Genomic DNA, 25,806 nt, shown 5'->3' with positions numbered 1-25,806 from the left:
CTATCGTCCCTTGAACTCAGGTTTGCGCCGCGCGGTGAAGGCCGCGACGCCTTCGCGGAAATCGTCGGATTGTGCGGCGGCGACAAAGGCCGCGTGTTCGGCGGCCAGTTGGTCGGCCAGTGTCGTGTGCGGCGCGGCATCGACCAGCCGCCGGAAACGCCCGAAACTGGCGGTCGGCCCGGTGGCGATCTTGGCGGCGAGCGTGCGGGCGGTGGTGTCCACCTCGTCCGCAGGCACCAGCCGCGAGACAAGACCCGCGACCTGCGCCTCCGCCGCCGTCATCGGCGCGCCGGTCAGCATCATGTCCATCACGCGGGCGCGGCCCAGCCGGTGGGTCAGGAACCACGAGCCGCCGCAATCGGGCACCCCAGCGACCTGATCGTAGGCCATGACGAATTTCGCATTCTCGTCCGCCACCACGATGTCGGCATTCGCGACCAGCGACAGCCCGGCCCCTGCGGCCACCCCGCGCACGGCGGCGATCACCGGCGCGTCGTTCTCGCGCAGCGCGATCAGGGCGGGGTTCAACACTTCGAGCAGCGCATCGACAACCTCGTGCCCCCGGTCGGGATCGGCGGCCATGGCCGACACATCCCCACCCGCGACGAACGCCCGCCCTTCGCCCGACAGCACGATGGCGCGGATGTTCGGATCGGCGGTCACATCGGCAACGGCGGCGGCAAAGGCGCGCGAGATCGGCAGATCCAGCGCATTGAGCGCCTCGGGCCGGTTGAACCGAAGTTCGGCCACCACCCCGTCTTTCGTCACGACGACAAGCTCGCTCATGCGCAAATCCTCCCGCTACTCGTATACGGAATTTGAGGCTTGTGTGTAAAGCGAGCAATTTCCGTATTCAAAACGCAGGAAAGAACATGCCTTGAAAAACAGGGCTTTTCCGGTTCCCGATGGCACGTATTGCGCAGGCTTTGGCATTGTAGCCCTTGCCAATGGACAGAAAACCGATTTTTCTGTATACGGAAGCGAAAGGGCCGAACCGGGCCGGAATCAAACGGGAGGAACAGGCATGGATCTTGGCCTGAAAGGGAAAAAAGCAATCGTCACCGGCGGCACCAAGGGCATCTGCCGGGCGCTGCTCGACATTCTGGTCGAAGAAGGCTGCGACATCGCCTTCTGCGCGCGCTCCGAAGACGACGTGAAAGCGACCGTGGCCGAGCTTGAAGGCAAGGGCGTCAAGGTCGTCGGCGGCACCGCCAACGTGAAAGAGGTCGAAGGCTACCAGCAGTGGCTCAAGGACGCCGCCGAGGAACTCGGCGGTTGCGACATCTTCGTTCCCGGCGTCTCCGCTGGCGGCGGCATGGACGGCGAGAAGAGCTGGTATAAAGCGTTCGAGATCGACCTGATGGGCTGCGTGCGCGGCTTCGACGCGCTGTTTCCCTACATGAAGGCTTCGGGCAACGCGTCCGTGGTGTTCATCTCGACCACCGCCGCGGTCGAAACCTTCATCGCGCCGATGCCCTACAACTCGATCAAGGCCTCGCTCATCACCTATGCCAAGCAGATGAGCCAGTTCCACGGCAAGCGCGGCATCCGCTTCAACGTCGTCTCGCCGGGTCCGATCCTGATCGAAGGCGGCTCCTGGGCGCAGATCCGCGACTCGGACGAGGCCTTCTTCAACTCGATCCTCGCGCAGCAGCCCGACGGGCGCATGGGCGAAGCCGACGAAGTGGCCAAGTGCATCGCCTTCCTTGCGTCCGACGCGGCAAGCTGGGTCACGGGCACCAACCTGATCGTGGACGGCGGCTTTACCAAGCGCGTGCAGTTCTGATCCACCATGGTCATCCGCTATGATGCGCCCCTGAACCTTTTGGTTTCGACCAAGGGGCATCCGTTCGACACGCCCGCGTTCTTCGGCATGTTCGACGACATGCGCGGCATGACCTGGACCCATGTGGAACAGCCCGCCACCACGGCGCTGATGTCACCTGAGGGCGCGTCGGATTTCGACGCGCTCCTTTTCTACGACGTGCCGGGGCTTCAGTTCAAAACGCCCAAACCCCCGCTGCTCATCGAACCGCCCGAGACGTTCAAGACCGGCTTTCGCGGCCTTCTGGACGCGGGCAAACCGATGATCTTCCTGCATCACGCCGTGGCGGGCTGGCCGCTGTGGGATGAGTATGCCGAGGCGATCGGCACGCGTTTCTTCTACCAACCCGGCACCTACAAAGGCCGCGACTATCCCGACAGCGGCTATCTGTTCCCCGTCGAATTCACCATGACGCCCGAGGGCGATCACCCGGTGACCAAGGGGCTCGAAGGCGGCTTTACCCTGACCGACGAACTGTATCTCATGGATATGCTCGAGGATGACATCGAGCCGCTCCTGCGCGCCGACTACGCTTTCGAGCAGGACAATTTCTATTCCGCCGCCAATGCGCTCAATGCCCGGATGTGGACGCGGGATGGCTGGTCCCACGGCCCCGGCACGAACCTGATCGCCTGGGCGAAAAAGGCGGGGAACGCGCCGACTGTGACGATCCTGTGCGGCAACGATGCCTCGACCTATGGCGACGCGAATTTCCGCACCCTCCTGCGCAACGCCATCGACTGGGTGACCAGTGACGCGGCCGCCGATTGGGCGCGCGCGGCATGACCGGGGCCAGCGAACGCGTCACCGCCGCCGGGGCCGAAACCGCCGCCACCATGCTCGCCCACGCCGCGGCCGCATGGCCCGACACCACCGCCGTTATCGTGGATGACGAGCGCCTGACTTGGTCCGAGCTTTACACCGAAGCCCGCCTGTGGGCCCGTGCGCTCCGCGCCGCCGGGGTCGCCCCCGGTGCCCATGTCGGCGTGCTCATGCCCAACTGCATGGACTACGTGCGCCTGTTCTACGCCGCCGGGATGATCGGGGCCGTGACCCTGACCATCAACGCGCGGTTCAAGGACGACGACCTCGCCTATGCCGTCCATCATTCGGACATGGACGTGCTGTTCATCGGCGGCCATGCCCTGCCCCACATGGATTTCCGCGAGATGCTCACCCGCATCTACCCGGACCTGCATATCTGGACGGGCGGGCCGCTGGACCTTGAAGAGGCGCCGCGCCTGCGCGCCGTCTTCAACCTCGGCGACCCGCGTGAAAGGGTCTGGCCGACCCGCGACACCTTCCTCGAAGGCGCGGACAAGGTGCCCGACGCCCGGATCGATGCGCTGACCCGCGCCACCTCGCCCGACGATCATGCGCTGATGATGTATTCGTCGGGGACCACCGCCCATCCCAAGGCCTGCATGATCACCCATCGCACCCTGTCGATGATCGGGGCGAGCTTTGCCGAGCGGTTCGGGCTGACGCCCGACGACAGCGTGATGAACCCGCTGCCCTTCTTTCACATGTCCACCATGCTGCCGATGGCCGCCTGCCGTGCCTCCGGCGCGACCCAGATCTGCACCGCGCATTTCGAACCCGCCCGCACGCTGCGGCAGATGGAGGAGGAGCGGGTGAGCTTCGGCTACCTGTCGTTCCCCACGCTGGTCAATCAGGTGATCCAGCACCCGGACTTCAAAACCCGCGACCTGTCGGCGCTGCGATTCCTCCACACCGTCGGCCCGGCGGACTTGATGGAGAAATACACCCGCGCTTTCGACGGCGCGCAATACGTGAACGCCTACGGTCTGACCGAGGCGACGGGGGTGTGTTGCTACACCGACCCGAATGACCCGCCAGCCGAGGCGACGCAGGTGTCGGGCCGCGTGTTCGACGGGGTGCTCGCCAAGGCCGTGGACCCGGTGACCGGCAAGGATTGCAGCCCGGACGAGCGCGGCGAGATCTGGATCGGCGGCTTCTGCCTGTTCGACGGCTATTACAAAGACCCGGACAAAACCGCCGAAACGCTGGTCGAGGGCGGCAAGTGGCTGCGCACCGGCGATATGGGATACGTGTCGGGCGATGGTCACATCACTTATGACGGGCGCTTGAAGGACATGCTCAAGATCGGCGGCGAAAACGTCGCCGCGCTCGAGATCGAGACCTACCTTTGCGCCCATCCCGACATTCAGATCGCGCAGGTGATCGGGGTCGAAGATGACCACCTGTTCGAAGTCGCGGCGGCCTATGTCGAGCTTGTCCCCGGCGCATCCCTCACGCCCGAAGACGTGGTGGACCACTGCATAGGCCAGATCGCCAGCTACAAGATCCCGCGTTATGTGCGGATCGTGTCGGAATGGCCGATGTCCACGACCAAGATCCAGAAGTTCAAGCTGCCCCGCGATTTCAGCCGGGACGAGAAGATCGACCCGAAGTCACGGCAATAGGCCCCGGCCCCTCAGCTCGGCGCGCTTGCGATTCAGCATCCGTTGCGTCTGCGCACGGCCTTTGTCGAGCGACACAAAACGCCCGTCCTGACGGGACTGAAGGTGCCGCCGCATAGCATCTTGCGTGCCAAACCGGGCGTCCTCGCTCTCAGCTTTCGGCATCTCGCCGTGCGTGTCGTCCATGTGCCAACCTCCGATGACGCAGCGTTGGAAAGCTACGCCATCGGATGCGCCGAACAAACCCTGCCTTGTGTCAACCAGCCTCACGCGCGGCCTTGGCCGCCTTGGCCGCCGCCACAATCTCGGCGTTGGTCGGGTTGCGCCGAAGCGTGACGCCGCCGTTCACCTGAACCACTTCGCCGGTCATGAAACAGGCGTCGGTGCAAAGCCATGTGATCGCCTCGGCGGTATCCTCCAGCGTGCCGACCCGGCCCAGCGGGTATTCCTTGGCGAACGCGCCCACGACCGCCGGGTTTTTCGCCGCGCGTTCCGTCATCGGCGACGCTGTGAACCCCGGTGCCACGCTGTTGGCGCGAATGCCGCGCGCGCCGAATTCATTGGCGATGGTGCGGATCACGTGGTCGATTCCCGCTTTCGTGCCCATGTAGGCCGAATGATCGTCCATCATGATTTTGGCCGTGGCCGACGACACCTGAACCAGCGATCCGCCGTCCGCCATTTCGCGCAATACCGCCTGAAAGAACTGGAACGGCCCGACGAATTGCAGGGCGCACATCTTTTCCAGCTCTTCGCGCGTGTTGTCGAGGAACGGGGTCAGCAGGCCCCAGCCGGTGCAATTGACCGCCAGATCGACACCGCCGAAGCTGTCGACACACTTCGCCACCATCGCGGCAAGCTGCCCCTCGTCGGTGATGTCGCACAGCGCATAAGCCCCGCCGATCTCATCCGCCAGCGCCTTGAGCGGCCCCTCGTGCCGGCCCGCGACCAGCACCTTGGCCCCTTCGGCGGCGAACTGACGCGCCGTGACCTGACCAAGGTTCCCCTCCGCCGCTGCGCCCAGAATGATCGCGCGCTTTCCGTTCAGTCGTCCTGTCATGTCTTTGTCCTCATACCTTCGGCGTGGGCCAGCCTTCGCGCACCGGGTCGCTGCCGTCCCAGCCGTCCGCCGCATCCCGCACCTGATCGAAAATCGACTTCCGCTCCGCCGTCAGCTCGGTCAGCTCCATGTAGAAATCCGGCGTCTCGGGATGCTGAAGATAGGACAGCGGCCCATAGGCCGACCGCCCCTCCTGAATGACTTCGAACCCGGCATCCAGCGCCCGGCGCAGCGTGGCGTCATACGCCGTGGGCCAGGCCGAGTAATGCTGCGGGATCAGCCCGAATCCGTTGCGGTCGGTGAACTCGGTGTACATCGAGGGCACGTCGTTGTGCTGCTGGATCACCTCGATCTGCAACGCCCCGGAATTGGCCAGCGCCGCCCCGATCCTCAGATCGCAGGTCGTGCCGCGATAGGTGACGTCTTTCAGCGTGACGTCGCGCGCCACGAACCACGGACCGATCCCGGCCGTTTCGCTCAGAAACGCCAGCGTCCTGTCCATGTCGTCGGTGATATAGGCGACCTGTCGGATCTCGCCAAAGATGCGGCTCATGCGCTCCTCCCTCTCTTGTATACCGAAATATCACCCTTCGCATACCGTATGAAAGGGAAACTTCTGCCAAAAACCGGGGTTTGTTGCGAAATCCCGCCACGCCGCCCAAGAAAGTGGCCGGAATCGTCCTGTGGTTGCGCAAAAGTCTGGAAAGTCAGGTATTCCAAATGCTACTGTAAAAAACACGAATGGTGAGTAACGAGAACTCGGAAAGGTCTGGCTGTCGATGGCAAAAACCTCGGGCATGACACACGCGCAAACGGTGCGACTCGCGCTGGAGAACGACATTTTCTCCGGTCGTCTGGCGCCCGGCGCCTCCCTCGATGAAGAAGCGCTTGCGCGAAGGTTCTCGGTCTCCCGCACCCCGGTGCGCGAGGCGATGCTTCAGCTCATCCAGTCCGGCCTCGTCGAAAAGAAGCCGCGTCAGGGCGCGATCGTCACCCAGATCGACCTGTCCGACATGATCCGCCTGTTCGAGGTGATGTCGGAACTCGAAGGGATCTGCGCCAAATTCGCCGCCCGCCGCATGACGCCGCAGGAACGCACGGCGCTGCGCAAGCTGCACGAAGCCTCGGTCGAGGCCTTCGATACCGGCGATCAGGACAAGTATTACCTTCTGAGCCGCAAGTTCCACCTCATGGTGATCGAAGGCACCCACAACCACGAACTGATCGAGACGACGAACCGCCTCGGCATCAAGCTCGTCCCCTATCGCCGCTTCCAGCTGAACTATCCGGGCCGGTCCGAGAACAACCTGCGCGACCACGAGGCGATCATGGAGGCGATCTGCGCGGGCGACTACGACCTCGCCGCCGACCTGTTCCGCAAGCATACGAACGTCCAAGGCGACGTGCTGGCCGAATACATCGCGCTCGGCGACCGTCAGATGGCTGCGGCCAACGGCTGACCCGACACCATCGCGAAACGAAAAAAACCGCCGGGGGAGGAGACCCGGCGGTTTTTTGTTCGATCGAAGGCGCGTCAGGAAACCAGACGCAGGGGAGCTTCGATCAAACCTCTGAGCGTGCGCAGGAACTCGGCGGCCAGCGCCCCGTCCACGGCACGGTGATCGGCGGAGAGCGTCACGGACATGACGCTGACAAAGCCAACCCCACCGTCCACCTCGCGCGCTTCCCGGCGCGGGCCACCCACGGCGAGGATCGCGGCTTGCGGCGGGTTGATGATCGCATCGAACTCCCGCACCCCGAACATGCCGAGGTTCGACAGGGTAAAGGTGCCGCCCGTCATCTCGTCGCCCGAAAGCGTCCGGTCGCGCGCCTTTCCGGCCAGCGCCTTGGCATCCGCCGCGATGTCGCGCAGGCCACGCCCGCCGACGTTGCGCACCACGGGGGTAATCAACCCGCCGTCGATGGCCACGGCCATGGCGATGTCGGCTTGCTCGAACGGCGTGACCCCGGTGTCCGAGACATGGACGTTCACGCCTGGATGCTTGGCCAGCGCCAGCGCACAGGCTTTCAGAAGGAAGTCGTTCACCGACACCTTCGGATCGCCCTCGTCCGCCGAACCGTTCATGCCCTTTCGCAGGTCCATCAGCGCGTCGACCTCGATATCCACGGTCGTATAGAAATGCGGCACCGTCTGTTTGGATTGCACCAGCGCCTTGGCGATGGACTTGCGCATTCCCGTGAACGGCTGTTCGGCCCCGGCCCCGGCGGGGGCCGCCGTGGCGACCGGCCCACGGGACACGGGCGCCGGACGGGTCCACAGACCGCCCGCAATCGCGGCTGCCTGCGCATCCTCCAGCGACACCCGGCCCTTGCGGCCCGATCCGGTCAGGCCCTTCATCCCAAGCCCGACCTCGTTCGCGAACTTGCGCGCGATGGGGCTGGCATGAACGCCGTCGTTCTCGGCGCGGACCTCTTCGGGGCTGCGCTTGGGCGCACCGCCCCCGGCCTTGGCCACATCGTCCTTGGTGACCTTGCCGCCCCGGCCCGTGCCCTCGACACTGGCCAGATCGACGCCCCCGGCCTCGGCCGCGCGGCGGGCGAGCGGCGTGGCTTTCACATCTTTCGCAGGCTCCGGCTCCGGCGCGGGCGCTTCGGGCTTGGCAGGCGCGGCGGGTGCATCCGCCCCCGGCTCGAACGAGGCATCGACGGGTTTGTAGTCCGCGATGAACCCGTCGATGGCCGCGTCATCCACCGAGGCATCGGCAAAGACGGCGATCAGGGTGCCCACGGGAACCGTCTCGCCCTCGGGCACGACGATCCGGCGTAGCGTTCCGGCCTGATCCAGTTCGACGACATTGACGATCTTGTCGGTTTCCACGTCCACAAGCTCGGCGCCCTTCTCTGCGCTGTCACCTTCGGCCAGATGCCATCCGGTCACCGTGCCTTCGGACATTTCCAGCCCCCATTTCGGAAGCGTGATCGGCGTAATCCCGGTCATCTCACACGCCCTCCACTTGGTTGGCCAGCGTCCGGCGGATCGCGGCTTCGATATCGTTGGGGCTGGGCACATAGAGGCGCTCGAGCTCACGCGCGAAGGGCACCGGCGTATGCGGCGCGGTCACCTTTTCGACCGGCGCGCGCAGGCTGCCGAAGCCCTTGGAGGCCGCGATGCTCGCAATCTCCGAGGCGATCGAACACATCGGGTTCGACTCGTCCACGACCACCAGACGCCCGGTCATCGACAGGCTTTCAAGGATCGTGTCCTCATCCAGCGGCGACGTGGTGCGCGGGTCGATGAGGTCACAGGTGATCCCCTCTTCCGCCAGCTTGTCGACCGCCTTCATCGCGAACGGCACCATCCGGGCCAGCGCGACGACGGTGCAATCCTTGCCCTCGCGCACCAGATCGGCCTCGCCGAACGGGGTCAGGTATTCGCCCTCCGGCACCTCGCCCTTCTTGGAATAAAGCGCCTTGTGCTCGAAGAACATCACCGGGTCGTCGTCGCGGATCGCCTGTTTCATCAGACCCTTGGCATCCGCCGGGTTCGACGGAATCACGACCTTCAGCCCCGGCACCATCGTCAGCATCGGATAAATCGTCTGAGAATGCTGGGCGGCGGCGTTCATCCCCGCCCCCATGCTCATGCGCAGCACCACGGGCGTCTTGGCCTTGCCGCCGAACATGTAACGGAACTTGGCCATCTGGTTGAAAATCTGGTCCATCGAGACGCCCACGAAATCCGCGAACATCAACTCGGCGACAGGCCGCATCCCGGCCAGCGCCGACCCGTTGGCCAGCCCGATGATCGCGCTTTCCGAGATCGGAGTGTCGATCACCCGGTCCGCGCCATACTTGGTTTTCAGCCCCTTGGTGACACCGAAAATGCCCCCCGCGGCCTCGATATTGCCAGAGGTGCCGCCGGACCCGCCGGCCACATCCTCGCCCATCACGATCACGCTCGGATCGCGTTCCATTTCCTCATGCAGCGCTTGGTTCAGCGCATCGCGCATCGTCAAAACAGCCATGACGCGCCTCCCTCAGTAATCGATGTAGACATCGGACATCATCGTGTCCGCGCCCGGCGTCGGGCCGGTGCGCGCGCTCTCGACGCTCGAGTCGATCAGCGCCAGAACCTCGTCGTCGATGGCGTCCAGTTCCTCGGCGGTGAAGATGCCCGCACCCGTCACCTTTTCGCGCATCTGTTTCAGCGCATCGACGGTTTCGCGGAAGTTCTTCACTTCGTCCTTGGCGCGATAGTTCTGCGGATCGCCCTCGAAATGGCCGAAATACCGCGTCGCGGTGGCCAGAATGGCGCTCGGCCCGTTGCCCGCGCGGGCATGTTCGATGGCCTTTTCCGCCGCTTCGTATACAGAGAAATAGTCGAACCCGTCGGCTTCCCACACCGGGATGCCGAAGCCCTCGGTCCGGGTCTTGAGATCGCCGCCGATCCCGTAGCTCGCCCCGGTGTGTTCCGAGTAGCCGTTGTTTTCCAGCACGAAGACCTTGGGCAGCTTCAGCACCACCGCCATGTTCATCGCCTCGAACACCGTGCCCTGGTTCGACGCACCGTCGCCGGTGAAACTGACCGAAACCGACCCGTCGCCGCGTGCCTTGCAGGCCACAGCCGCGCCCACCGCGATCGGCTGACCGCCGCCCACGATGCCGTTCGCGCCCAGCATACCCTTGTCCAGATCGGCTATATGCATAGAGCCGCCGCGCCCTTTGCACAGCCCGTCGGCCCGCCCGTAAATCTCGTGCATCATCCCCTTGGGGTCGCAGCCACGGGCAAGGCAATGACCATGCCCCCGGTGCGTCGAGATGATGTAATCGTTGTCGCGCAGGTTCTCGCAGACGCCGACCGCAATCGCCTCCTGTCCCGAATAGAGGTGCGTGAACCCGGCGATCTCGCCCTTGGGGTTCTCGACATGCAGGCGCTCTTCGAACTCGCGGATCAACCGCATCTGGCGATAGGCCTGCCGGATCTGATCCGGGCTTTGCTGCATTGTATCCTCCCGTTTGTGCCCCCAAAGCCCACTTTCTCGGCTTTTTGAGCGATTGCATATACTCATCTCAGATTTTTGTGTATATGAAAAGACCTGTTTTTGTATTCACAGCGGAGGAGAGGGCCGAATGGACTTCAAGCTGACCGACGATCAGAAGAGCCTGCAAGAAGCCGCCCGGCGTTTCGCGCAGGAGCAATTGCCCGAGCTTGCAAAGGAGCTCGAGGCGAAATGCGAACCCGTTCCGGCCGAGTGGCTCGCCCGTTACGCCGAGATGGGGTTCCTTGGAATCAACGTGGCCGAAAAGTACGGCGGGCTGGGCCTCGGCAACCTCGAAGCCCTGCTGGTGGTCGAGGAATTCGCCAAGATTTCCTCCGCCGTCGCCTTCCCGGTCTTTGAAAGCTGCGTCGGCCCCGTGCGCGCCATCGAACATTTCGCGCAGGACAGCCTCAAGGAACGGGTGATCCCGCGCGTCTGCGGCGGCGAGGCTGTCGTGGCCGTGTCCATGTCGGAACCCGACGCGGGCTCGGCGCTGACCGATCTGAAAACCCGCGCGGTCATCGACGGCGACAAGGTGATTCTCAACGGCACCAAACGCTGGTGCTCGGGCGGGGGTCACGCGGACGGTTACGTCGTCTATTGCCGCATGTCCGACGACCCCGGCGCCAAGGGGATCGGCGCGGTCTATGTCGAAAAGGGCACCCCCGGCCTGTCCTTCGGCCCGCAAGAGGAACTCATGGGGTTCCGGGGCGTGCCGTCCTCGGATCTCAACTTCGACGACGTGGAACTGCCCTTGGACTCGGTGATCGTGCCCGCCGGCGGCTTCAAGAAGCTGATGGAAGCCTTCGACCTCGAACGCTGCGGCAACGCCACCATGTCGCTGGGTCAAGCCTCGGGCGCATTGGACGACGTGCAGGCCTATGTGCAGGAACGCAAGCAATTCGGCCGCCCCATCGTCGAATTCCAGGGCGTCCAGATCAAGCTGGCCGAGATGAAGATCCGCGTCGAAGGCGCGCGCCTTCTGATCCACCGCGCGGCGAGCAATGCCGAGGACGGGATGCCCTCGATCCTCGAAAGCTCCATCGCCAAGTGCTATGCCAACGAAATCAGCCGCGAGGTGACGGGGACCGCCGTGCAGCTCATGGGTGGCTACGGCTATTCGAAAGAGTACCCGATGGAACGGCGCCTGCGCGATAGCTGGGGCTGGGGGATTGCAGGCGGCGCGATCGACATCCAGAAAGTGAACATCGCCTCGGCCATGGTCGGGCGGCGCTTCAACCAACGGGCCAACTGAGGGGGCGCGATGCTACCCGGCGGACAAAAAGACTATGAAGACGCCTGTTCCACCATGCAGGTGCCGAAAACGGGCGTCTTCTTCACCTCCATCGGCAGTCAGGAGGTCATGCTGTCACGCGACGCACGCGGCGAGATCGTGGCCTTTTCCGGCTTCTGCACCCATTCCTTCGGCAAGCTCGACGGCGGCAAGGTGGAGGGGGGCGAAATCACCTGCCCGCACCACGGCGCACGGTTCGACATAAAAACGGGCAAGGCGAAATCCGCCTGCCCGAACCTGCCGAAGTTCGATGTGAAGATCGAAGGCCGCCGGGTGCTGGTGAAGCCGAACCGCTAAAGCCCGCTCAGGAAATCGTCCAGCGTCTCGGCGAACACGTCGTTGCGGTCGCCCACGATCATGTGGCCCGCGCCGGTCACGTCGCGAAACTGCGCCTGCGGTGCGATCTTCAGAAATTCGGCAACGCTTTCGTCGTTCACCAGATCGCTGTTCGACCCGCGCACCAGCAGGATCGGCACGGTCACGGCGGCCAATGCGCCTTCGAGCTGGCCAAGGCTTTCGGGGGCCATACGCGACGACTTGCGCCCGACGATGAACGCCGGATCCCAGTGCCACCTCAGCCGCCCGTCCTCGCCTTCGCGCAGATACCGGCGCAGGCTGTCGCGGTTCGACTTGCGCCCCTTGCGGTTCGTGTATCCGGCGATGGCCTCGGCCGCTTCGTCGTAACTGGCGAAACCCTCGTCCATATGGCGGCCCATGAACCCGATGATCTTGTCCACCCCGCGCTCATCGATCTTCGGCGTGATGTCCACCAGCACCAGCCCGCGACAGGGCGCATCGGCCCCCTGCCCCGCGACCAGAAGCCCGGCATTCCCGCCCAGCGAGGCCCCGACGATCACGGGTTTCTGCCCGAACTGCCGCGCGACATGGTCAAGGTCGTGGCCGAAGCGCGGGATCGAGTAATCGCCGCCCTCGTGCCAGTCGCTTTCCCCATGCCCACGCAGGTCGAGCGCGACGGCCTGCCACCCCGCATCGCCCAGCCGCTGCGCGACCCGGCTCCAGGCATAGCGCGTCTGCCCGCCGCCATGGGCCAGAATCACGGGCGGCGCATCCGCCGCACCGAAAGCCTCGCCCACCAGCGTCACGCCGTCGTCCATCTTGTAGGTCACGCGCGTCGCGCCCGGCTCGCAGGTCTGGATGGTCATATCGTCTCTTTCATCGTCCAGCGCAGGCCGCGCCGGATCAGCGTTTGAAAATCGGGGTGATCCCACGACCCCCGCTCGACGAACGGGTATTCCTCGGCCACGGGGCGCATGTCGTAGCGCCCGCGCGTGTGGCCCAGCGTCAGGTATAGAACCGCCCCTTCGCCCCGCGCGCGCAGATACATCACCTGATGCGCCGCCCGCGCCCACTGCGCCGTCTCGAACAGGGGCGTCTCGCCCTCGAACTCGGTTTCCAGCAGCACCTCGTTGCCCGGCAGATGATGCTGAAGATATTGCTCGTCCTCGACGAAGAACGCGGACATCCCCCGCGTCAGGTCATGCGCGCCCACGGGTTTCACCTTGAACCGCCCCGGCACCGGATGCGCGGCGAACTGGCTTCCCAACAGGTCCAGCAGCCGCTCCGGCAAGGGCGGGCAGACCACGGGCTTGTCGCCGTCCAGCACCATCCGGCTGTTCGTGCCATGCAGCGCGAACCACCGCCCGCCACCCTCGACGAAGGCCGTCAGCGCGTCGAGTGCGGGATCATCCGGCACCCTGTCGCAGGTATAGGTCACGATCACATCCGCCGCCGCGATGTCGTCAGCGTCGTATCCGTCGCGCACTGTCACGCGCATCCGCTCATGCTCGGCCATAAAGCCCAGAAGCGCCAGCCGCGCGTGATCCATGTCGTGATAGGGGCCGCCGGTGACAAGCAGCACGTCCAAGCGGGGCGGCAGCCTCATGCCGCCCGCCGATACACCAGATCGGTCGAGGCGAAGCTGAACACCGTCACCCCGTCCTGATTGACCACCCAATGCTCCAGCACGGCCAGACCCACGCCGGGGCGGCTTTCGCTGGGGCGCTTGGACACCACCCGCGAATGCGCGGTCAGCGTATCGCCCGCCCGCACCGCGCGGCTCCAGCGCACGTTGTCCCACTGGACCCCGCAGACCCAGTCGATGTTCCCGTTCACCTCGTGATCCATGATCCGCCACAGGGCAGCGGTGTGGATACCGCTCGCTACCAACTCCCCGAACAGCGACTCCTTCGCCGCCTCGGCGTCATTGTGGAAATACTGCGGATCATAGCGGCCCGCGAATTCCACCATGTCCTCGGCGGTCACGGTCAGCGGCGAGGATGTCGTCTCCTCCCCGATCTCGAGGTCTTCCCATTTGCGCGCGGGATGCGGATCAGTCTTCGCCGACATAATCCATCAGCACCTTGTGGAAATGCCGGATGCGCAGTTCCTGATCGCCCAGCCACAGCCCTTCGTAGGCTTCGGAATGCATCCCCCGCTGAACCCCCGGCAGGTTCGCCGCATCCTGATCGATGACCAGACCCATCGACCGCTCGCCATGCTTGAACCGTTCGTTCTTGGGTTTGCGGCGCGGCTTCTCTTCGTCCTTTTTCAGGAGTTTGAACATCTGGACGTCGAAATACATCTTGTCCGGGTCCGTCTCGTGCGGGCGCTGACGGAACAGCATCAGATCATCCGCATGGGTGTTCATCGTGATGTTCGGGAAGATCATGTAGTGATAATCGTCCGTCAGCTGCTCGTCGTTCAGATCGCTGTAATCCAGCCCCTGCTCGGCGCCATGCTCGCGCTTCCATTTCTGAAGCGCGGGGCGAATTTCGCTGATCCGCCCGTCGAAATCCGCCGGGTCCATCCCCGCCTCTTTCATCGCGTGCTTGATGAGGTGCGGGATTTCGGTCGTCTCGTTCACCCGGTGGCTGATCGTCGCGAAGGGGATGAGGTAACGGTTGTGCTTTTCATAGGTGTCGATCTGAAGGTGCTTGTCTTCGATGAAGTAAAGCAGCTCCGGATGGATACCCTGCACGTGATACGACTCGTTGAACGCATCCACGCTGGTTTTCCAGTTGCACTCCCACTCCACCGTCCAGTCGGTGACCTTCACCATCCGGTCGAAGTGATAGGGGCCGAGGTGTTCCTTCAGCGGGTGAATGAAATCGTCAAACGACTCGCCGTCGGGGTCGAGGCAGAAAAAGACGAACCCATTCCATTCCTCGACCCGCACCTCGGTTAGCCCGCCACAGGGCGGCGCGCCTTGGGGGAAGGTCTCGATATCGGGGATGTTCTCGAACTCGCCCGTCAGCTTGTATTCCCAGTGGTGATAGTTGCACTTGAACGTGGTCGCGTTCCCCTGCCCCATCATCAGCCGGTTCCCGCGATGCTGGCAGACGTTGTAAAAGCCCTTCGCCGTGCCGTCGGGCTGGCGCGTCAAAAGGATCTCCTCCTTGCCCAGCGAGGTGACGATGTAATCGCCCGGCTCTTCGATATCCTGCGAGGCGCAGCCCCAGTTCCAGACCTTCGTCCAGAGCCGGTCCCATTCCTTCTGCATGAAGTCGCGGCTCGTATACCGCTCCTTGGGAATCATCTCGGTCCCGAAATCCGGGTCTTCGGTCTTGTCCACCGGCGTCTTGGTGAAATCGCCGGGTTTGACGCGTTGAATGGTCATCACTCTCTCCTCATGCGACGTCAGAATTGCACGCCCTTGGTATAGCCGCCGTCGACGCGCAGCGTGGCGCCGGTGACCCAGCTTGCCGCCGGGCTGGCCAGAAACACGGCGGATTTCGCAATCTCGTCCACCTCGCCCATGCGCCGTGTCGGCTGCTGGCGCAGGACGCCCGCATAGGTGCGCGAGCGGGCGACCTTTATCATTTCCCAGTTCGAGCCGGGGAACATGGTCGGCCCCGGCTCAAGGCAGTTCACGCGGATGCCCTTGGGCGCGTATTGCTCGGCCAGTTGCTTGGACCACGTGACCAGCGACGCCTTCATCGCATTATAGGCCATCGGCGACACGAATGTCTCGGCAGCGGCCATGGACGAGATCACGAGGATTGAACCCTTGCCGCTTTTCTTGAGATGCGGATAGGCCTCGTCCACCGCGCGCGTGGCGCTCATCACGTCGATTTCGAACGATCTGCGCCAGTAGCCTTCCTCGTTCGTGCCACCGCCGCCCGACAAACTGCATACAAGAAGGTCCAGTCCGCCGAACACGTCGCAGGTCTCGCGCATCCAGCCGCGCACGGCATCGCCGTCGCGCCCCTGAAGCGCGGTTCCGAAGCTTCTGACGCCTTCCGCCTCGATCTCGGCCCGAGTCGCGGCGATTCCCTCTTCACCCCGTGCACAGATGGATACGTCGCATCCTTCCTGTGCCAGATGCATGGCGATCGCCTTGCCGATGCCCCGGCTTCCCCCGGTCACGGCTGCCTTCATTCCCTTCAGGCCAAGCTCCATGTCAGCTGTCCTCCCTCTCTCACATGGTCGTGCGTCCTTATGACGGATGCAACGGGCAATGGCGCATGATTGCTCTTTACAGGTATATCATGACCGCCCTATTGTATACCCAGAAACTTGTTTCCGCATAACGGCGAAATGTCACACATCGGGAACGGGACCAAGGGAGGAAACGCATGAACGACAGCTCGGCGAAAGCGAGCCCCGGAACCAACGCTGCGCAGGTCGCAAGCGGCGTAGGCGGCGGAATCCTTGCTGGGATGAAAGTGCTCGACCTCAGTCGCGTTGTCGCCGGGCCGCTGGCCGGACAGACGCTGGCCGATCTGGGCGCGGACGTCATCAAGATCGAACGCGTGGGCGGCGGCGACGATCTGCGCACCCTCGGCCCGCCCTGGGTGACCTCGCCCACGGACGACCTCGAACAAAGCACCTACTTCCAGACGGTGAACCGCGGCAAACGCTCGCTCACCCTCGATTTCGCGCACCCGGACGGGGCCAAGATCCTGCGCGGTCTGGTGGCCGAGGCCGACATCTTCATCGAGAACTTCCGCACCGGAACGCTGGCCCGCTACGGGCTGGGCTACGACGACCTCGCCAAGATCAACCCGCGCCTGATCTACTGCTCGATCACCGGGTTCGGCCAGACCGGCCCCTATTCCGACCGCTCGGGCTATGATTATCTCGTGCAGGCGATGGGCGGGCAGATGGCCGTCACGGGCCTGCCTGACGGGATGACCGGCGCCGGGCCGATGCGCGTGGGCGTGCCCATCGCCGACATCACGGCGGGCAACAACGCGGTCATAGGCATCCTCGCGGCCATCATCGACCGGGAAAAGACCGGCAAGGGTCAGCAGATCGACATTTCGCTGTTCGACAGTCAGGTGGCGCTCCTGCTCAACTCGCTCTCGGCCTGGCTCAACGCCAAGGCCCCGCTGCCGCGCACCGGCAACGATCACCCGACCGCCGTGCCCAACGGCGTGTTTCAGGTGGCCGACGGTCACATCCTCATCGCCACCTTCAACGACCGCGAATTCGCGCGTCTGGCCGAGGTGCTGGGCCACCCCGAATGGGCGACGGACGAGAAGTACGCCCGCTCGCGCGACCGTCTCGCCAACCGCAAGCAACTGTCCAAAGACATGACCGAGGCGCTGTCGCACCACGGCAAACACCACTGGATGAAGGTCATCAACGGCGCCAAAGTCTCCTGCGGGCCGATCAACGACATGGCCGACATCGAGCGGGACGAACAGCTCGCCGAACGCGATATGTTCGTCACCCTGCATCACGACGTGATGGGCGACGTGCGCGTCGTCGGCAGCCCGCTGAAGTTCTCGGCCACCCCGGTCGTCTACAACAGCCCGCCCCCGCTCGCCGGCGAACATACCGAGTCGCTTTTGCGCGAACGGTTGACCCTGACCGACGAGCAGATCGAAGATTTGCGGGCGCGCAACATCATCTGACGGGACACCCCATGACCGATACCGGAACCGAGGCCCAGTTTCTCGCCTACCTGTCCGAGGGTCGGTTCATGCTGCAACGCGATCCGATCTCGGGCCGCGCCGTGTTTCCGCCGCGCCTGCGGATGCCGGGCACCGGCACGCCGCTTGGCGACTGGGCCGAAATGTCCGGGCGCGGCACCGTCCATGCGGTGACGATCCAGCAGAAACGCGACGCCGAGGCGCGTGCCATCGTTCTCGTCGATCTGGAAGAAGGCGGGCGGATGCTCTCGCAGATGACCGGGGTCGCGGCCGATGCGGTCGCCATCGGCGATGCCGTGCAGGCCCGCATCATCGCGGATGCCGACACGCCGCATGTGATCTTTGAACCCGCCGGGCCGGGCGCATGACCGGCTTTCCCCGCGCCCGCACCGCCGTCGTCGGCGCGTCCACCTTCGGGCTGGGCGAATGCCCCGGCTGGTCGTCGATGGAAATGACGGCACAGGCCGCGCATCTCGCGCTGGACGACGCCGGGATCACGCTGGATCAGGTGGACGGGCTGTTCACCGCCCTGCCCGACGATTTCCTCGGCGGCCTTGCGCTGGCCGAATACCTCGGCATCCAGCCCAAGATCACCGACAACAACCGCACCGGCGGCTCGTCCTTCCTGTGCCACGCGATCCACGCCGCGCTCGCGCTGGACGCCGGGATGATCGACGTGGCGCTCATCACCTACGGCTCGAATCAGCGCACCGCCTCGGGCGGGCTGGTCTCGGCGCTCCGGTCGTCCGTCTATGAAACCCCGCACCGTCCGATGATGCCTGTGGGCGGCTACGCGCTCGCCGCGAACCGGCACATGCACGACTTCGGCACGACCCGCGAAGACCTTGCCCACGTGGCCCTCGCCGCCCGCGCCTGGGCCAACAAGAACCCCGAGGCGTTCCGGCAGGGCGACATGACGCTCGACGACGTGCTCTCCGCACGCATGATCTCGACGCCGCTCACCGCCCGCGACTGCTGCCTCGTCACCGATGGGGCCGCCGCCGTGGTGATGACCCGCGCCGACCGCGCGGCGGACACCCGGGCGCCGATCCCGCTTCTGGGCGGCGCACAGACCGTGACGCACAAGGAAATCGCGGCGATGCCCGACCTCACCGTCACCGGGGCCGCGATCACCGGCCCGCAGGCGATGCAGGCCGCCGGGATCACACCCGACGACGTGGACTGCGTTCAGCTTTACGACGCCTTCACGATCAACACGATCCTGTTCCTCGAAGACCTCGGGTTCTGCCCCAAGGGCGAAGGCGGGCGCTTCGTCTCGTCCGGCGCCATCGCCCCCGGCGGCGCCCTGCCCGTCAACACCAACGGCGGCGGGCTGTCCTGCTGCCACCCCGGCATGTACGGCCTGTTCACCATTGTCGAAGCCGTCCGCCAGTTGCGGGGCGAGGCCGGAGACCGCCAACTCAGCAGCCCGAACATCGCCGTCAGCCACGGCAACGGCGGTGTGCTGTCGAGCCAAGCCACACTTATCTTCGGGTCGCCCGACACCGCGTGACCCAGCGCTTTCAGGGAGGAAAGACATGGATCAAGACATTCTGAAACGGATCGACCGGCTTGAAAGCCGCAACGAGATCCTCGAACTCATCGCAAAGTACTGCAAGGCCTGCGACGACCGCGACGTGCCGCTTCTGCGTTCGATCTTCACCGAGGATGCCGTGGTGAAATCCCAAGACGGCATGATGGAGGGGATCGGCCGCGACGGCGTGCTCGACATGTATCGCAAGCGCTTCGAAGTGCTCGCCATCTCGGTCCACTGGACCCACGACAACATCATCACCTTCGACGAAAACGACCCGGACCGCGCCACCGGCGAATGCTTCTGCCATGCCGAGGCGCACCGCAACGGCGAAACCCTCGTCGGCAGCCTGCGTTACGACGACACCTACCAGCGCGTGAACGGCGTCTGGCAGTTCTCCAGCCGCACGCTCAAGTTCCTCTACTACGTGCCGGTCCATGAATACGCCGAGGCGCTCGGATCGAAGAAACGGATGCGCGCCTACGGCGATCAGCGCGACGCGGACTACCCCGAGACGTTCGACTGCTACAACACCTGGGCCAAGCACTACGAAAACGCCTGACCCGGCCCCGCGCCCCACAGCGTGAAACGATTGACCACCGCCTGACCCGTTTTCGGTCGGGCGGGCGAAACCCTGCGTGCTGCGGGATATTTTCAGGAAAGCCAGTATGACCCAGACCCATTCCGAACACCGTGAGCCCGCCGTCGTGGTGGGCGGGGGCCTTTCCGGCCTCGCCGCCGCCCTTGGCCTTGCGCAACGGGGCCGCGCCGTGACCATCCTCGAAGCTGGGGAAAAGATGGGCGGGGCCGCCGCCTATTCCGGCGGGCAAGTCTGGGCGGGCGCGAACCACGTCGCTGAACGCGAAGGGATCGAAGGCGACACCAAGGAACTGGCCGAAAAATACATCCGCGCCATAGCCCACCGGAACCCCGAGTTTCTGGACGAAGCCGCGATGAAGCGCTGGATCGACACCGCCCCCGACGCGATCCGGTATTGGGAGGATGTGGGCGCGATCAAATGGGCCGTCATCCCCGGCCTTGCCGATTACTTCAATGCCTCCGACGGGGCCCGCCCCGCTGGCCGCTACCTGACCAACGTCCCCTTCCCCTCGGATGAGCTGGGCGAATGGAAAGACAAGCTGCTCGTCAGCCCCTATTTCCCGGTCGGCACCGATTACGCGGAACTCTTCGCGAAGGGCCGCCGCCAGTCGGTGATGAAGGACGAGGACGCCGAGCCGAAGCAGATGCAGGGCTTCGGCCAGTCCGAACGACGCGATGCCGAACCGGCGGGGTCGGACATGCCCGACGTTCTCACCTTCGGCACCGGCGTCGTCGCCAGCTTCCTTGCCCGCGTGGCGCGCGAGCCGGGAATCACGATCAAACTCAAGCACCGCGTCACGGGCCTCAAGCATGACGGCAATGGCCGCGTGACTGGCGCCATCGCCACCACCGACGACGGCGAGGCGGAATTCGACGGCCCCGTGGTCCTCGCCACCTCGACCTTCGACAACGACCCCGATCTGGTGCGCGAATTCGTCGGGCTGGAGCCGGATCAGTGGGGCAGTGTCGGCCCCAAGACCCTGCGCGGCGACGGGATCAAGCTGGTGCGTCAGGTCGGCGGCGCGACCGTGAACCTGCCCCCCACCGCCCAGACCATGCAGCCGGGATGGAAGTCGGACTATAACGAAGGCTTCTCGTATGGCCCCGACACCGCCATGCCGCACACGATGATCGTGAACCGGGCGGGCAAGCGGTATTGCGACGACAGCTATTGGCCGGACGTGGCCGACAAGACCATGAGCAACCGGGACGAAAACCTGCCCTTCTTCCTCATCTTCGATGAACAGAGCCACCAGAAATACGGGCTGGGCATGACCCCGCCGGGCGAACCTTACCCCGAGGGCATCGTGACTACCGCCGACACATTGGCCGAGCTGGCCGAGGCGTTGGGGATCGACCCCGAGGGGCTCACGCAGACCGCCGAGACCTTCAACGGCTACGTCGCCGCCGACAACGATGCGGAATTCGGGCGCGGCACCAAGGAATTCGTCCGCCGCTTCTACGGCGACCCGAACAACAAGCCGAACCCGGTGCTCGGCACCATCGAAAAGCCGCCCTTCCACGGTATGAAACTGCGCTTCGTCGCGGCCTCGGTCGGCAACAGCGGCATCCATGTGGATGGCGAGGGCCGGGTGCTGTCCGAGGACGGCAAACCCATCCCCGGCCTGCACGCCGTCGGCTCCTGCACCGCGCAGACGGTTTCCGGCACCGGCTATAACAGCGGGATCGCGCTGGGGCGTGGGCTGGCGATGGCCTACCTCGTGTCGCGCGACATCACGGGCGCGAACTGACCGCGCCGACCCGTGCCGGACAAACCGGCGCGGGTCACATCACGTCGAAGGGCAGCCGGTTGACCTGAGAATAGGTGAGATAGGCAAGCCCCGTGCCACCGACCCCCGTCACATGCGACAGGACCGGACCGTCCGCCGCCAGCAGCGCCTGCGCCGCCTCGGCCCCCTGCCCTTCCGGCGACAGCTCCACGAAGATGATCCAGTCGACGCCGCCCGGCTCGCTGTCCACCACCCGCTCGCCGTGACAGGGCGCGACCGCGCCGATCGCTTCGACCGCCGCCTGCACCCCGGCCTCGCCGACCCCGGTCAAAAGCACGATGATCCGGCGGTGTCCGATGGGCGGCGCGTCTTCCGCATGGGCCACCCAGTTCCCGATCCGCGCGCCCAGAAACCGTGCCTCGTCCTCTTTCAACTCGTCGCGCCGGGGCCATGTCTCGATGGTGTCATGAAGCCGGTCGGGGTCCGCGAACATCACTTCCGGAATCCCCAGAAACCGATCCTCGGCCCCGCCGCCCTGCCACAGCGTGCGCATCACGTGGTTCTGCACGTAATGGCTCAGACCCGGCAGGTCTTTGGCGATCTCGGCGTGCGGACCGGACCAGTGCGCGTGAAACTCGGCCGGGGTCATCCCGTCCCGCGCGCCGATCAGCACGACCCGCTTGTTCGCTTTCGTCTCGCTCATGCGACCCCCGCTTGGTTCAGGATGCGGCGGGCAGCGGACATGACCGCCTCGCAGCGTTCGTAATGCGTGCCGTTCGGAAAGCGTGCCGTCTCCGTCGGCACCTCCACGTCGATGCGCACGTCGCGCGGCAGGGCTTGCAGGAACCCGATCAGATCGAACGCCCCCTCACCGGGAATTTTCCGGTCGTTCACGGCTTCAAACAGCCACTCGTCCCGCGCCCGCTCCAGCGGCCCGTCGCACAGTTGCGCATGGCCGATGGGCACCGCGCAGGGCTGCGACATCGACCCTATTCCGCCCTCGTTGCGGTAGAAATGCAGCACGTCCGCGCTGATCGCCGTGGCCGCATCGACCCCGCTCAGGAATTCGCACAACTGCGGATAGGTGGTGATCCTGCCGAAGGCGTGGAATTCGACATGCGGCGACATCCCATGCGCCTCGGCCAAGGGCACGAACGCCGCCAGCGTGTCCTGCGCGCGGGAAAGATCGTCGTCCCCGATCACCACCGTCAGGCACTTGGCCCCCAGCGTGCCGCCGACCTCAAGCCCGGTGCGCAGGTCGTCGGTGATCCCGTCCGGCCCCAGCCCGAACACCTCGAGGCTGTAGATCCCGACCCCCAGATCGTCGGCCTTCGCTTTCAGCGCCCGCGCCCGCTCGACACTTTCGACATAAGGCGCGCCGCTGTTCTTGCTGTGCTGCGCAAAGAGCGTGACGGTCGGACAGTCCAGCTTCGCCGCGATCTCGACCATCTCTTCCGGCTGCGCCGTGATCGCCACGAGCTGATGCAGGGAAAGCCGCTCCATCTCAGCCCGCCCGCGCGGGCAGCACCTGACGTGCCGCCCAATCTTCGAGGCTGGTCATCTCCACCGGCAGCTCTTTCAGCACCGGCCCCATATCGACGAAAAACGGCTTGTCGTCGGGATCGTTGTACCACGCGTATTTCTTGGTCATTTCGCGGGCGAGCACATCGGCGTCCAGCGTCGCGACACCCCGGAACACCTCGGCCATGATTTCACCACAGGTATCCAGCGGCATACTTTCGAACCGAAGCGGCATGTCCCAGACCTTGGACAGCCGCCGCGCCAGATCGGGGCCGCGAATGGCCTCGGCCCCGCCCAGATCGAAGATGCGCCCCGCCAGATCGGGCCGCTTTGCCGCCGCCACCATCAGCTTGCCCAGATCGGCATGGCTGATCCAGCACACGTCCAGCGTTTCGGCATGGGGATAATACAAAAGGTTGTCCCGCTCGATCGACGGCCAGGCCCAGCCTTGCAGAAGATTGTCGATATAGACCACCGGCTGCATCGTGATGACCGGCGCACCGCTTTCCATCAGGATCTCGCGCATCTCAAGCCGCGCGTCCTGCGCGGCGATCCCCATCCGCTCCGCCGGGACCGGCATCGAGGTGTTGAAGACCAGCACCTTCAGTGTGTCCGACGCCGCCGCCGCTTCCGCGATCACGCGCACGGCGGCCAGCAGCGGCTCGGCCGCCTGAAACGACGTGGACGGCAGGTTCAGAAGCACCGCCTCGGCCCCCGCCATCGCGCGGCGCAGGCTGTCGTGGTCGCCGTAATCGGCGGCCAGCGGCGTGACCCCCTCGGGCAGATTGGCCCGCGTGGGGTTGCGCGAGATCGCGGTGACCTCGTGCCCCTGCGCTGCCGCCTCGCGCACCTGCGCGATCCCCTGATCCCCGGTCGCGGAAAACACGGCGATTTTCATATCGGCCTCCTTTCGCGCCCTCCGGCGCGGGTCAGTTCAAGAGGTTCGGAAGATACAGAACGATCCCCGGCATCAGCACCAGCAGCAACAGAACCACCATGTCCGCCCCGATGAACCGGGCCGTGCCACGGAAGATCTGCCCCAGTGACACTTTCCCCACGACCCCGTTCAGCACGAAGACGTTGAGCCCGATGGGTGGCGTAATCATGCCCACCTCCAGGAGCTTGGCGAGGAAGATGCCGAACCAGAGTTCATTGACCCCCAGCGTCGCCGCCACCGGCAGCACGATGGGCAGCGTGATGATCATCGCACCCGTGGGTTCGAGGAACATGCCCAAGATCAGGTAGATGATGACGACGCCCGCAAGGAACAGGTAGGTCGACGAACTCATTGAGGCGATCACGTCCGAGATGTAGCTGTCCACACCCGACAGCGCGACGAACCGCGCCAAGAGGTTGGCCCCGATCACGATGAACAGCAGCGCCGAGGTGGTGGTAAAGCTTTCCGCCACCGAGGTGATGAAGTTGCGCCAGGTGAGCTTGCGCTGCCCCGCCGCGATCAGCACGCACAGCGCGGCGCCGACGGCCCCGGCCTCGGTCGGCGTGAACAGGCCCGCGAACAGGCCCCCGAACACGAGAAAGGCCAGAAGCAGCGCGGGCGCCACCTTGCGCAATTCGGTGAACTTCTCGCGCAGCGAATGCTTCTCGTCCGACCGCGGCGCGACCTCGGGCTTCAGCGTCGCCCAGCCGATCACCAGCACGACATAGGCGAAGGCCGAGAACAGGCCGACCCCTGCCCCGCCAAGGAACAGCTTGTTGATCGGAACCTCGGCGATGATGCCGTAAAGGATGAGCAGGATACTTGGTGGAATGAGCGCCCCGATGGTGCCCGCCGCCGCCACCGTCCCGGTGGCAAGACGCGGATCGTATCCATGCTTGAGCATTTCCGGCACCGCGATCCGGCCCATCGCCGCCGCCGTGGCGACCGACGACCCGGTGACCGCCGCGAACCCGGACGCGCCAAAGATACTGGCGACCGCAAGTCCGCCCGGTAATCGCGCGAGCCAGACCCTCGCGGCATCGAACAGCCCCGCCGTGATGCCGGAGTGATAGGCCAGATAGCCCATCAACAGGAACATCGGGATCGACGACAGCTCCCAGCTCGCCGCGAAATCGAAGGGGATGACCTTCAGCGCGCCGAAGGCCGGGCGCCAGCCGAACATGGCGTAGATGCCGGCGAAAGGAACGGTGAACAGCGCGATGGCGATCGGCACGCGCATGGCGATCAGGAACAGCAGGATGCCGATCCCGGCAAGGCCAATCTGAACGTCGGTCATTCGTCATACCCTCCGGTCGCGGTGAAGCCGGGAAACGGATGCCGCTTGTCTTCGAATGCAGTGCTGCGGGCGATGTAGGCGATGAACTTGAGCACGAAGAGCAGCGTGAGCAGCCCGTAACTCGCAGGGGCTGCGAACCGGACGGGCCAGATCGGCACCTTCATGTTGCGCTCCATCGCGAAAGACCCGGTGTGGAACTTGTCCACGGCCTCGACCCAGGTGGCATAGGTGAGCAGCGCACAGACCGCCGCGCTCAACAGGAATATCCATCCCGCCAGATGTTTCTGGCCCCGCATCGGCAGGAACTGGGTCACCACGTCCGCCGCGACATGCTGGTTCAGCCGTTCGACATAGACCAGCGGCAGGAACGTCACCATCGGCATGTAATACTTGGCGACCAGTGTCAGGGTCGCGGGCAGCGGTTTGTTGAAGAGCAACTCCATCACCACGTCGAGCGTGACCTGAACCATCATGATGACGATCGCAAAGGCGGCCAGAATGCTCAGGACAAGGGTGATGGCGTCGACGACTTTCAGCACGGATCTCATCTTGCCGGTTCGCCTCCGCCCCGTACCGGGATGCGGTCGGGGCCTGTTCTGGGGTTGGTCAGGGACGGGCCACCGATGGCGGCCCCTCCGGGTTTGAAGACGGCGGGCGCCCGGTCAGG

28 protein-coding genes are annotated in these 25,806 nt (G+C 64.9%); 11 read left to right on the top strand and 17 right to left on the bottom strand.

The genetic code is table 11. The features are described from left to right. Positions 1-786, bottom strand: a complete 786-nt coding sequence (locus tag HOY44_RS21260) for an enoyl-CoA hydratase-related protein (protein WP_287437652.1) — start codon at positions 784-786, stop codon at positions 1-3. 238 nt (positions 787-1,024) lie between these two features. Between HOY44_RS21260 and HOY44_RS21255 the strand changes: the two genes are divergently transcribed. The 3 genes from HOY44_RS21255 to HOY44_RS21245 are packed head-to-tail and all read left to right on the top strand — an operon-like array spanning position 1,025 to position 4,272. Beyond that, on the top strand, positions 1,025-1,786 hold the full coding sequence (locus HOY44_RS21255; protein ID WP_008327622.1) for an SDR family NAD(P)-dependent oxidoreductase: 762 nt from the start codon (positions 1,025-1,027) through the stop codon (positions 1,784-1,786). Between the two features lie 6 nt (positions 1,787-1,792). Next, positions 1,793-2,611: a ThuA domain-containing protein gene (locus HOY44_RS21250; RefSeq protein ID WP_287437650.1), complete on the top strand. Its 819-nt coding sequence runs from the start codon at positions 1,793-1,795 to the stop codon at positions 2,609-2,611. Next, on the top strand, positions 2,608-4,272 hold the full coding sequence (locus tag HOY44_RS21245; protein ID WP_287437648.1) for a class I adenylate-forming enzyme family protein: 1,665 nt from the start codon (positions 2,608-2,610) through the stop codon (positions 4,270-4,272). The genes HOY44_RS21250 and HOY44_RS21245 overlap by 4 nt, the downstream gene beginning before the upstream one ends. Here the strand turns inward: HOY44_RS21245 and HOY44_RS21240 are convergent. From HOY44_RS21240 to HOY44_RS21230, 3 genes are all read right to left on the bottom strand, one after another. Beyond that, the gene (locus HOY44_RS21240; RefSeq protein WP_287437646.1) at positions 4,261-4,455 is read right to left on the bottom strand and encodes a hypothetical protein; all 195 of its coding nucleotides are present in this window, start codon (positions 4,453-4,455) and stop codon (positions 4,261-4,263) included. The genes HOY44_RS21245 and HOY44_RS21240 overlap by 12 nt on opposite strands. 70 nt (positions 4,456-4,525) lie before the next feature. Next, complete coding sequence (locus tag HOY44_RS21235; protein WP_287437644.1) at positions 4,526-5,329, bottom strand: SDR family NAD(P)-dependent oxidoreductase; 804 nt, start codon at positions 5,327-5,329, stop codon at positions 4,526-4,528. 10 nt (positions 5,330-5,339) lie between these two features. Beyond that, entirely contained in the window at positions 5,340-5,882 is a 543-nt protein-coding gene (locus tag HOY44_RS21230) for a VOC family protein (protein ID WP_008327634.1), read from the bottom strand. A 244-nt stretch (positions 5,883-6,126) separates the two neighbouring features. Here HOY44_RS21230 and HOY44_RS21225 point away from each other — a divergent pair, with 244 nt between their 5' ends. Then, on the top strand, positions 6,127-6,789 hold the full coding sequence (locus tag HOY44_RS21225; protein ID WP_202795869.1) for a GntR family transcriptional regulator: 663 nt from the start codon (positions 6,127-6,129) through the stop codon (positions 6,787-6,789). Between the two features lie 74 nt (positions 6,790-6,863). Here the strand turns inward: HOY44_RS21225 and HOY44_RS21220 are convergent, their stop codons facing one another. Genes HOY44_RS21220 through HOY44_RS21210 form a run of 3 tightly spaced genes read right to left on the bottom strand, consistent with a single transcriptional unit; the run spans position 6,864 to position 10,293 of the window. Beyond that, a complete protein-coding gene (locus HOY44_RS21220) occupies positions 6,864-8,288 on the bottom strand; it encodes a dihydrolipoamide acetyltransferase family protein (RefSeq protein WP_287437638.1) in 1,425 nt (474 codons plus the stop codon). A 1-nt stretch (position 8,289) separates the two neighbouring features. Beyond that, the gene (locus HOY44_RS21215; RefSeq protein WP_138424365.1) at positions 8,290-9,315 is read right to left on the bottom strand and encodes an alpha-ketoacid dehydrogenase subunit beta; all 1,026 of its coding nucleotides are present in this window, start codon (positions 9,313-9,315) and stop codon (positions 8,290-8,292) included. 12 nt (positions 9,316-9,327) lie between these two features. Then, on the bottom strand, positions 9,328-10,293 hold the full coding sequence (locus HOY44_RS21210; protein ID WP_287437636.1) for a thiamine pyrophosphate-dependent dehydrogenase E1 component subunit alpha: 966 nt from the start codon (positions 10,291-10,293) through the stop codon (positions 9,328-9,330). A 127-nt stretch (positions 10,294-10,420) separates the two neighbouring features. On the opposite strand from HOY44_RS21210, the gene HOY44_RS21205 reads away from it, so the two are divergent. Together HOY44_RS21205 and HOY44_RS21200 are read left to right on the top strand one after the other, a co-directional pair. Next, positions 10,421-11,584 carry an acyl-CoA dehydrogenase family protein gene (locus HOY44_RS21205; protein ID WP_287437634.1) on the top strand — a complete coding sequence of 388 codons (1,164 nt, stop codon included), beginning with the start codon at positions 10,421-10,423 and terminating at the stop codon, positions 11,582-11,584. 9 nt (positions 11,585-11,593) lie between these two features. Next, positions 11,594-11,920 carry a Rieske (2Fe-2S) protein gene (locus tag HOY44_RS21200; RefSeq protein ID WP_008327645.1) on the top strand — a complete coding sequence of 109 codons (327 nt, stop codon included), beginning with the start codon at positions 11,594-11,596 and terminating at the stop codon, positions 11,918-11,920. Here the strand turns inward: HOY44_RS21200 and HOY44_RS21195 are convergent. The 5 genes from HOY44_RS21195 to HOY44_RS21175 are packed head-to-tail and all read right to left on the bottom strand — an operon-like array spanning position 11,917 to position 16,042. Beyond that, a complete protein-coding gene (locus HOY44_RS21195) occupies positions 11,917-12,786 on the bottom strand; it encodes an alpha/beta fold hydrolase (RefSeq protein ID WP_008327647.1) in 870 nt (289 codons plus the stop codon). The two genes, HOY44_RS21200 and HOY44_RS21195, sit on opposite strands and share 4 nt — an antisense overlap. Then, entirely contained in the window at positions 12,783-13,526 is a 744-nt protein-coding gene (locus HOY44_RS21190; RefSeq protein WP_287437629.1) for a ThuA domain-containing protein, read from the bottom strand. Before HOY44_RS21190 ends, HOY44_RS21195 begins: the two co-directional genes overlap by 4 nt. Continuing rightward, entirely contained in the window at positions 13,523-13,990 is a 468-nt protein-coding gene (locus HOY44_RS21185) for a MaoC family dehydratase (protein ID WP_138424361.1), read from the bottom strand. The genes HOY44_RS21190 and HOY44_RS21185 overlap by 4 nt, the downstream gene beginning before the upstream one ends. Next, the gene (locus tag HOY44_RS21180; protein ID WP_008327662.1) at positions 13,974-15,260 is read right to left on the bottom strand and encodes an aromatic ring-hydroxylating oxygenase subunit alpha; all 1,287 of its coding nucleotides are present in this window, start codon (positions 15,258-15,260) and stop codon (positions 13,974-13,976) included. The genes HOY44_RS21185 and HOY44_RS21180 overlap by 17 nt, the downstream gene beginning before the upstream one ends. Positions 15,261-15,280: 20 nt before the next feature. Beyond that, complete coding sequence (locus tag HOY44_RS21175; protein WP_008327665.1) at positions 15,281-16,042, bottom strand: SDR family NAD(P)-dependent oxidoreductase; 762 nt, start codon at positions 16,040-16,042, stop codon at positions 15,281-15,283. Positions 16,043-16,218: 176 nt separating this feature from the next. On the opposite strand from HOY44_RS21175, the gene HOY44_RS21170 reads away from it, so the two are divergent. From HOY44_RS21170 to HOY44_RS21150, 5 genes are all read left to right on the top strand, one after another. Beyond that, positions 16,219-17,502, top strand: a complete 1,284-nt coding sequence (locus HOY44_RS21170) for a CaiB/BaiF CoA transferase family protein (RefSeq protein WP_287437625.1) — start codon at positions 16,219-16,221, stop codon at positions 17,500-17,502. Between the two features lie 11 nt (positions 17,503-17,513). Further along, a complete protein-coding gene (locus tag HOY44_RS21165) occupies positions 17,514-17,888 on the top strand; it encodes a Zn-ribbon domain-containing OB-fold protein (RefSeq protein ID WP_287437623.1) in 375 nt (124 codons plus the stop codon). Then, positions 17,885-19,033, top strand: a complete 1,149-nt coding sequence (locus tag HOY44_RS21160) for a thiolase family protein (RefSeq protein ID WP_287437621.1) — start codon at positions 17,885-17,887, stop codon at positions 19,031-19,033. The genes HOY44_RS21165 and HOY44_RS21160 overlap by 4 nt, the downstream gene beginning before the upstream one ends. A 25-nt stretch (positions 19,034-19,058) precedes the next feature. Continuing rightward, positions 19,059-19,616, top strand: coding sequence for a nuclear transport factor 2 family protein (locus HOY44_RS21155; protein ID WP_008327669.1), 558 nt, complete (start codon positions 19,059-19,061; stop codon positions 19,614-19,616). A 106-nt stretch (positions 19,617-19,722) separates the two neighbouring features. Next, entirely contained in the window at positions 19,723-21,405 is a 1,683-nt protein-coding gene (locus HOY44_RS21150; RefSeq protein WP_287437618.1) for an FAD-dependent oxidoreductase, read from the top strand. Between the two features lie 34 nt (positions 21,406-21,439). On the opposite strand, the gene HOY44_RS21145 is transcribed toward HOY44_RS21150, so the two are convergent. From HOY44_RS21145 to HOY44_RS21125, 5 genes are read right to left on the bottom strand one after another with little or no spacing between them, the layout of a single operon-like run. After that, a complete protein-coding gene (locus HOY44_RS21145) occupies positions 21,440-22,087 on the bottom strand; it encodes an EthD domain-containing protein (RefSeq protein ID WP_287437616.1) in 648 nt (215 codons plus the stop codon). Further along, entirely contained in the window at positions 22,084-22,887 is an 804-nt protein-coding gene (locus HOY44_RS21140; RefSeq protein ID WP_287437614.1) for a sugar phosphate isomerase/epimerase family protein, read from the bottom strand. The genes HOY44_RS21145 and HOY44_RS21140 overlap by 4 nt, the downstream gene beginning before the upstream one ends. Before the next feature lies 1 nt (position 22,888). Continuing rightward, entirely contained in the window at positions 22,889-23,803 is a 915-nt protein-coding gene (locus HOY44_RS21135; protein WP_287437612.1) for an SDR family oxidoreductase, read from the bottom strand. Positions 23,804-23,834: 31 nt separating this feature from the next. Beyond that, a complete protein-coding gene (locus tag HOY44_RS21130; protein ID WP_008327674.1) occupies positions 23,835-25,139 on the bottom strand; it encodes a TRAP transporter large permease in 1,305 nt (434 codons plus the stop codon). Next, positions 25,136-25,678 (bottom strand): TRAP transporter small permease, encoded by a 543-nt coding sequence (locus HOY44_RS21125; protein ID WP_050771922.1) that lies wholly within the window; start codon positions 25,676-25,678, stop codon positions 25,136-25,138. The genes HOY44_RS21130 and HOY44_RS21125 overlap by 4 nt, the downstream gene beginning before the upstream one ends. Positions 25,679-25,806: the final 128 nt, after the last annotated feature.

Source organism: Maritimibacter sp., assembly GCF_016774595.1.
Taxonomy (GTDB): domain Bacteria; phylum Pseudomonadota; class Alphaproteobacteria; order Rhodobacterales; family Rhodobacteraceae; genus Maritimibacter; species Maritimibacter alkaliphilus.
The sequence above is the reverse complement of the archived record's forward strand: the minus strand, read 5'-3'. Positions and strand labels throughout refer to the sequence as shown.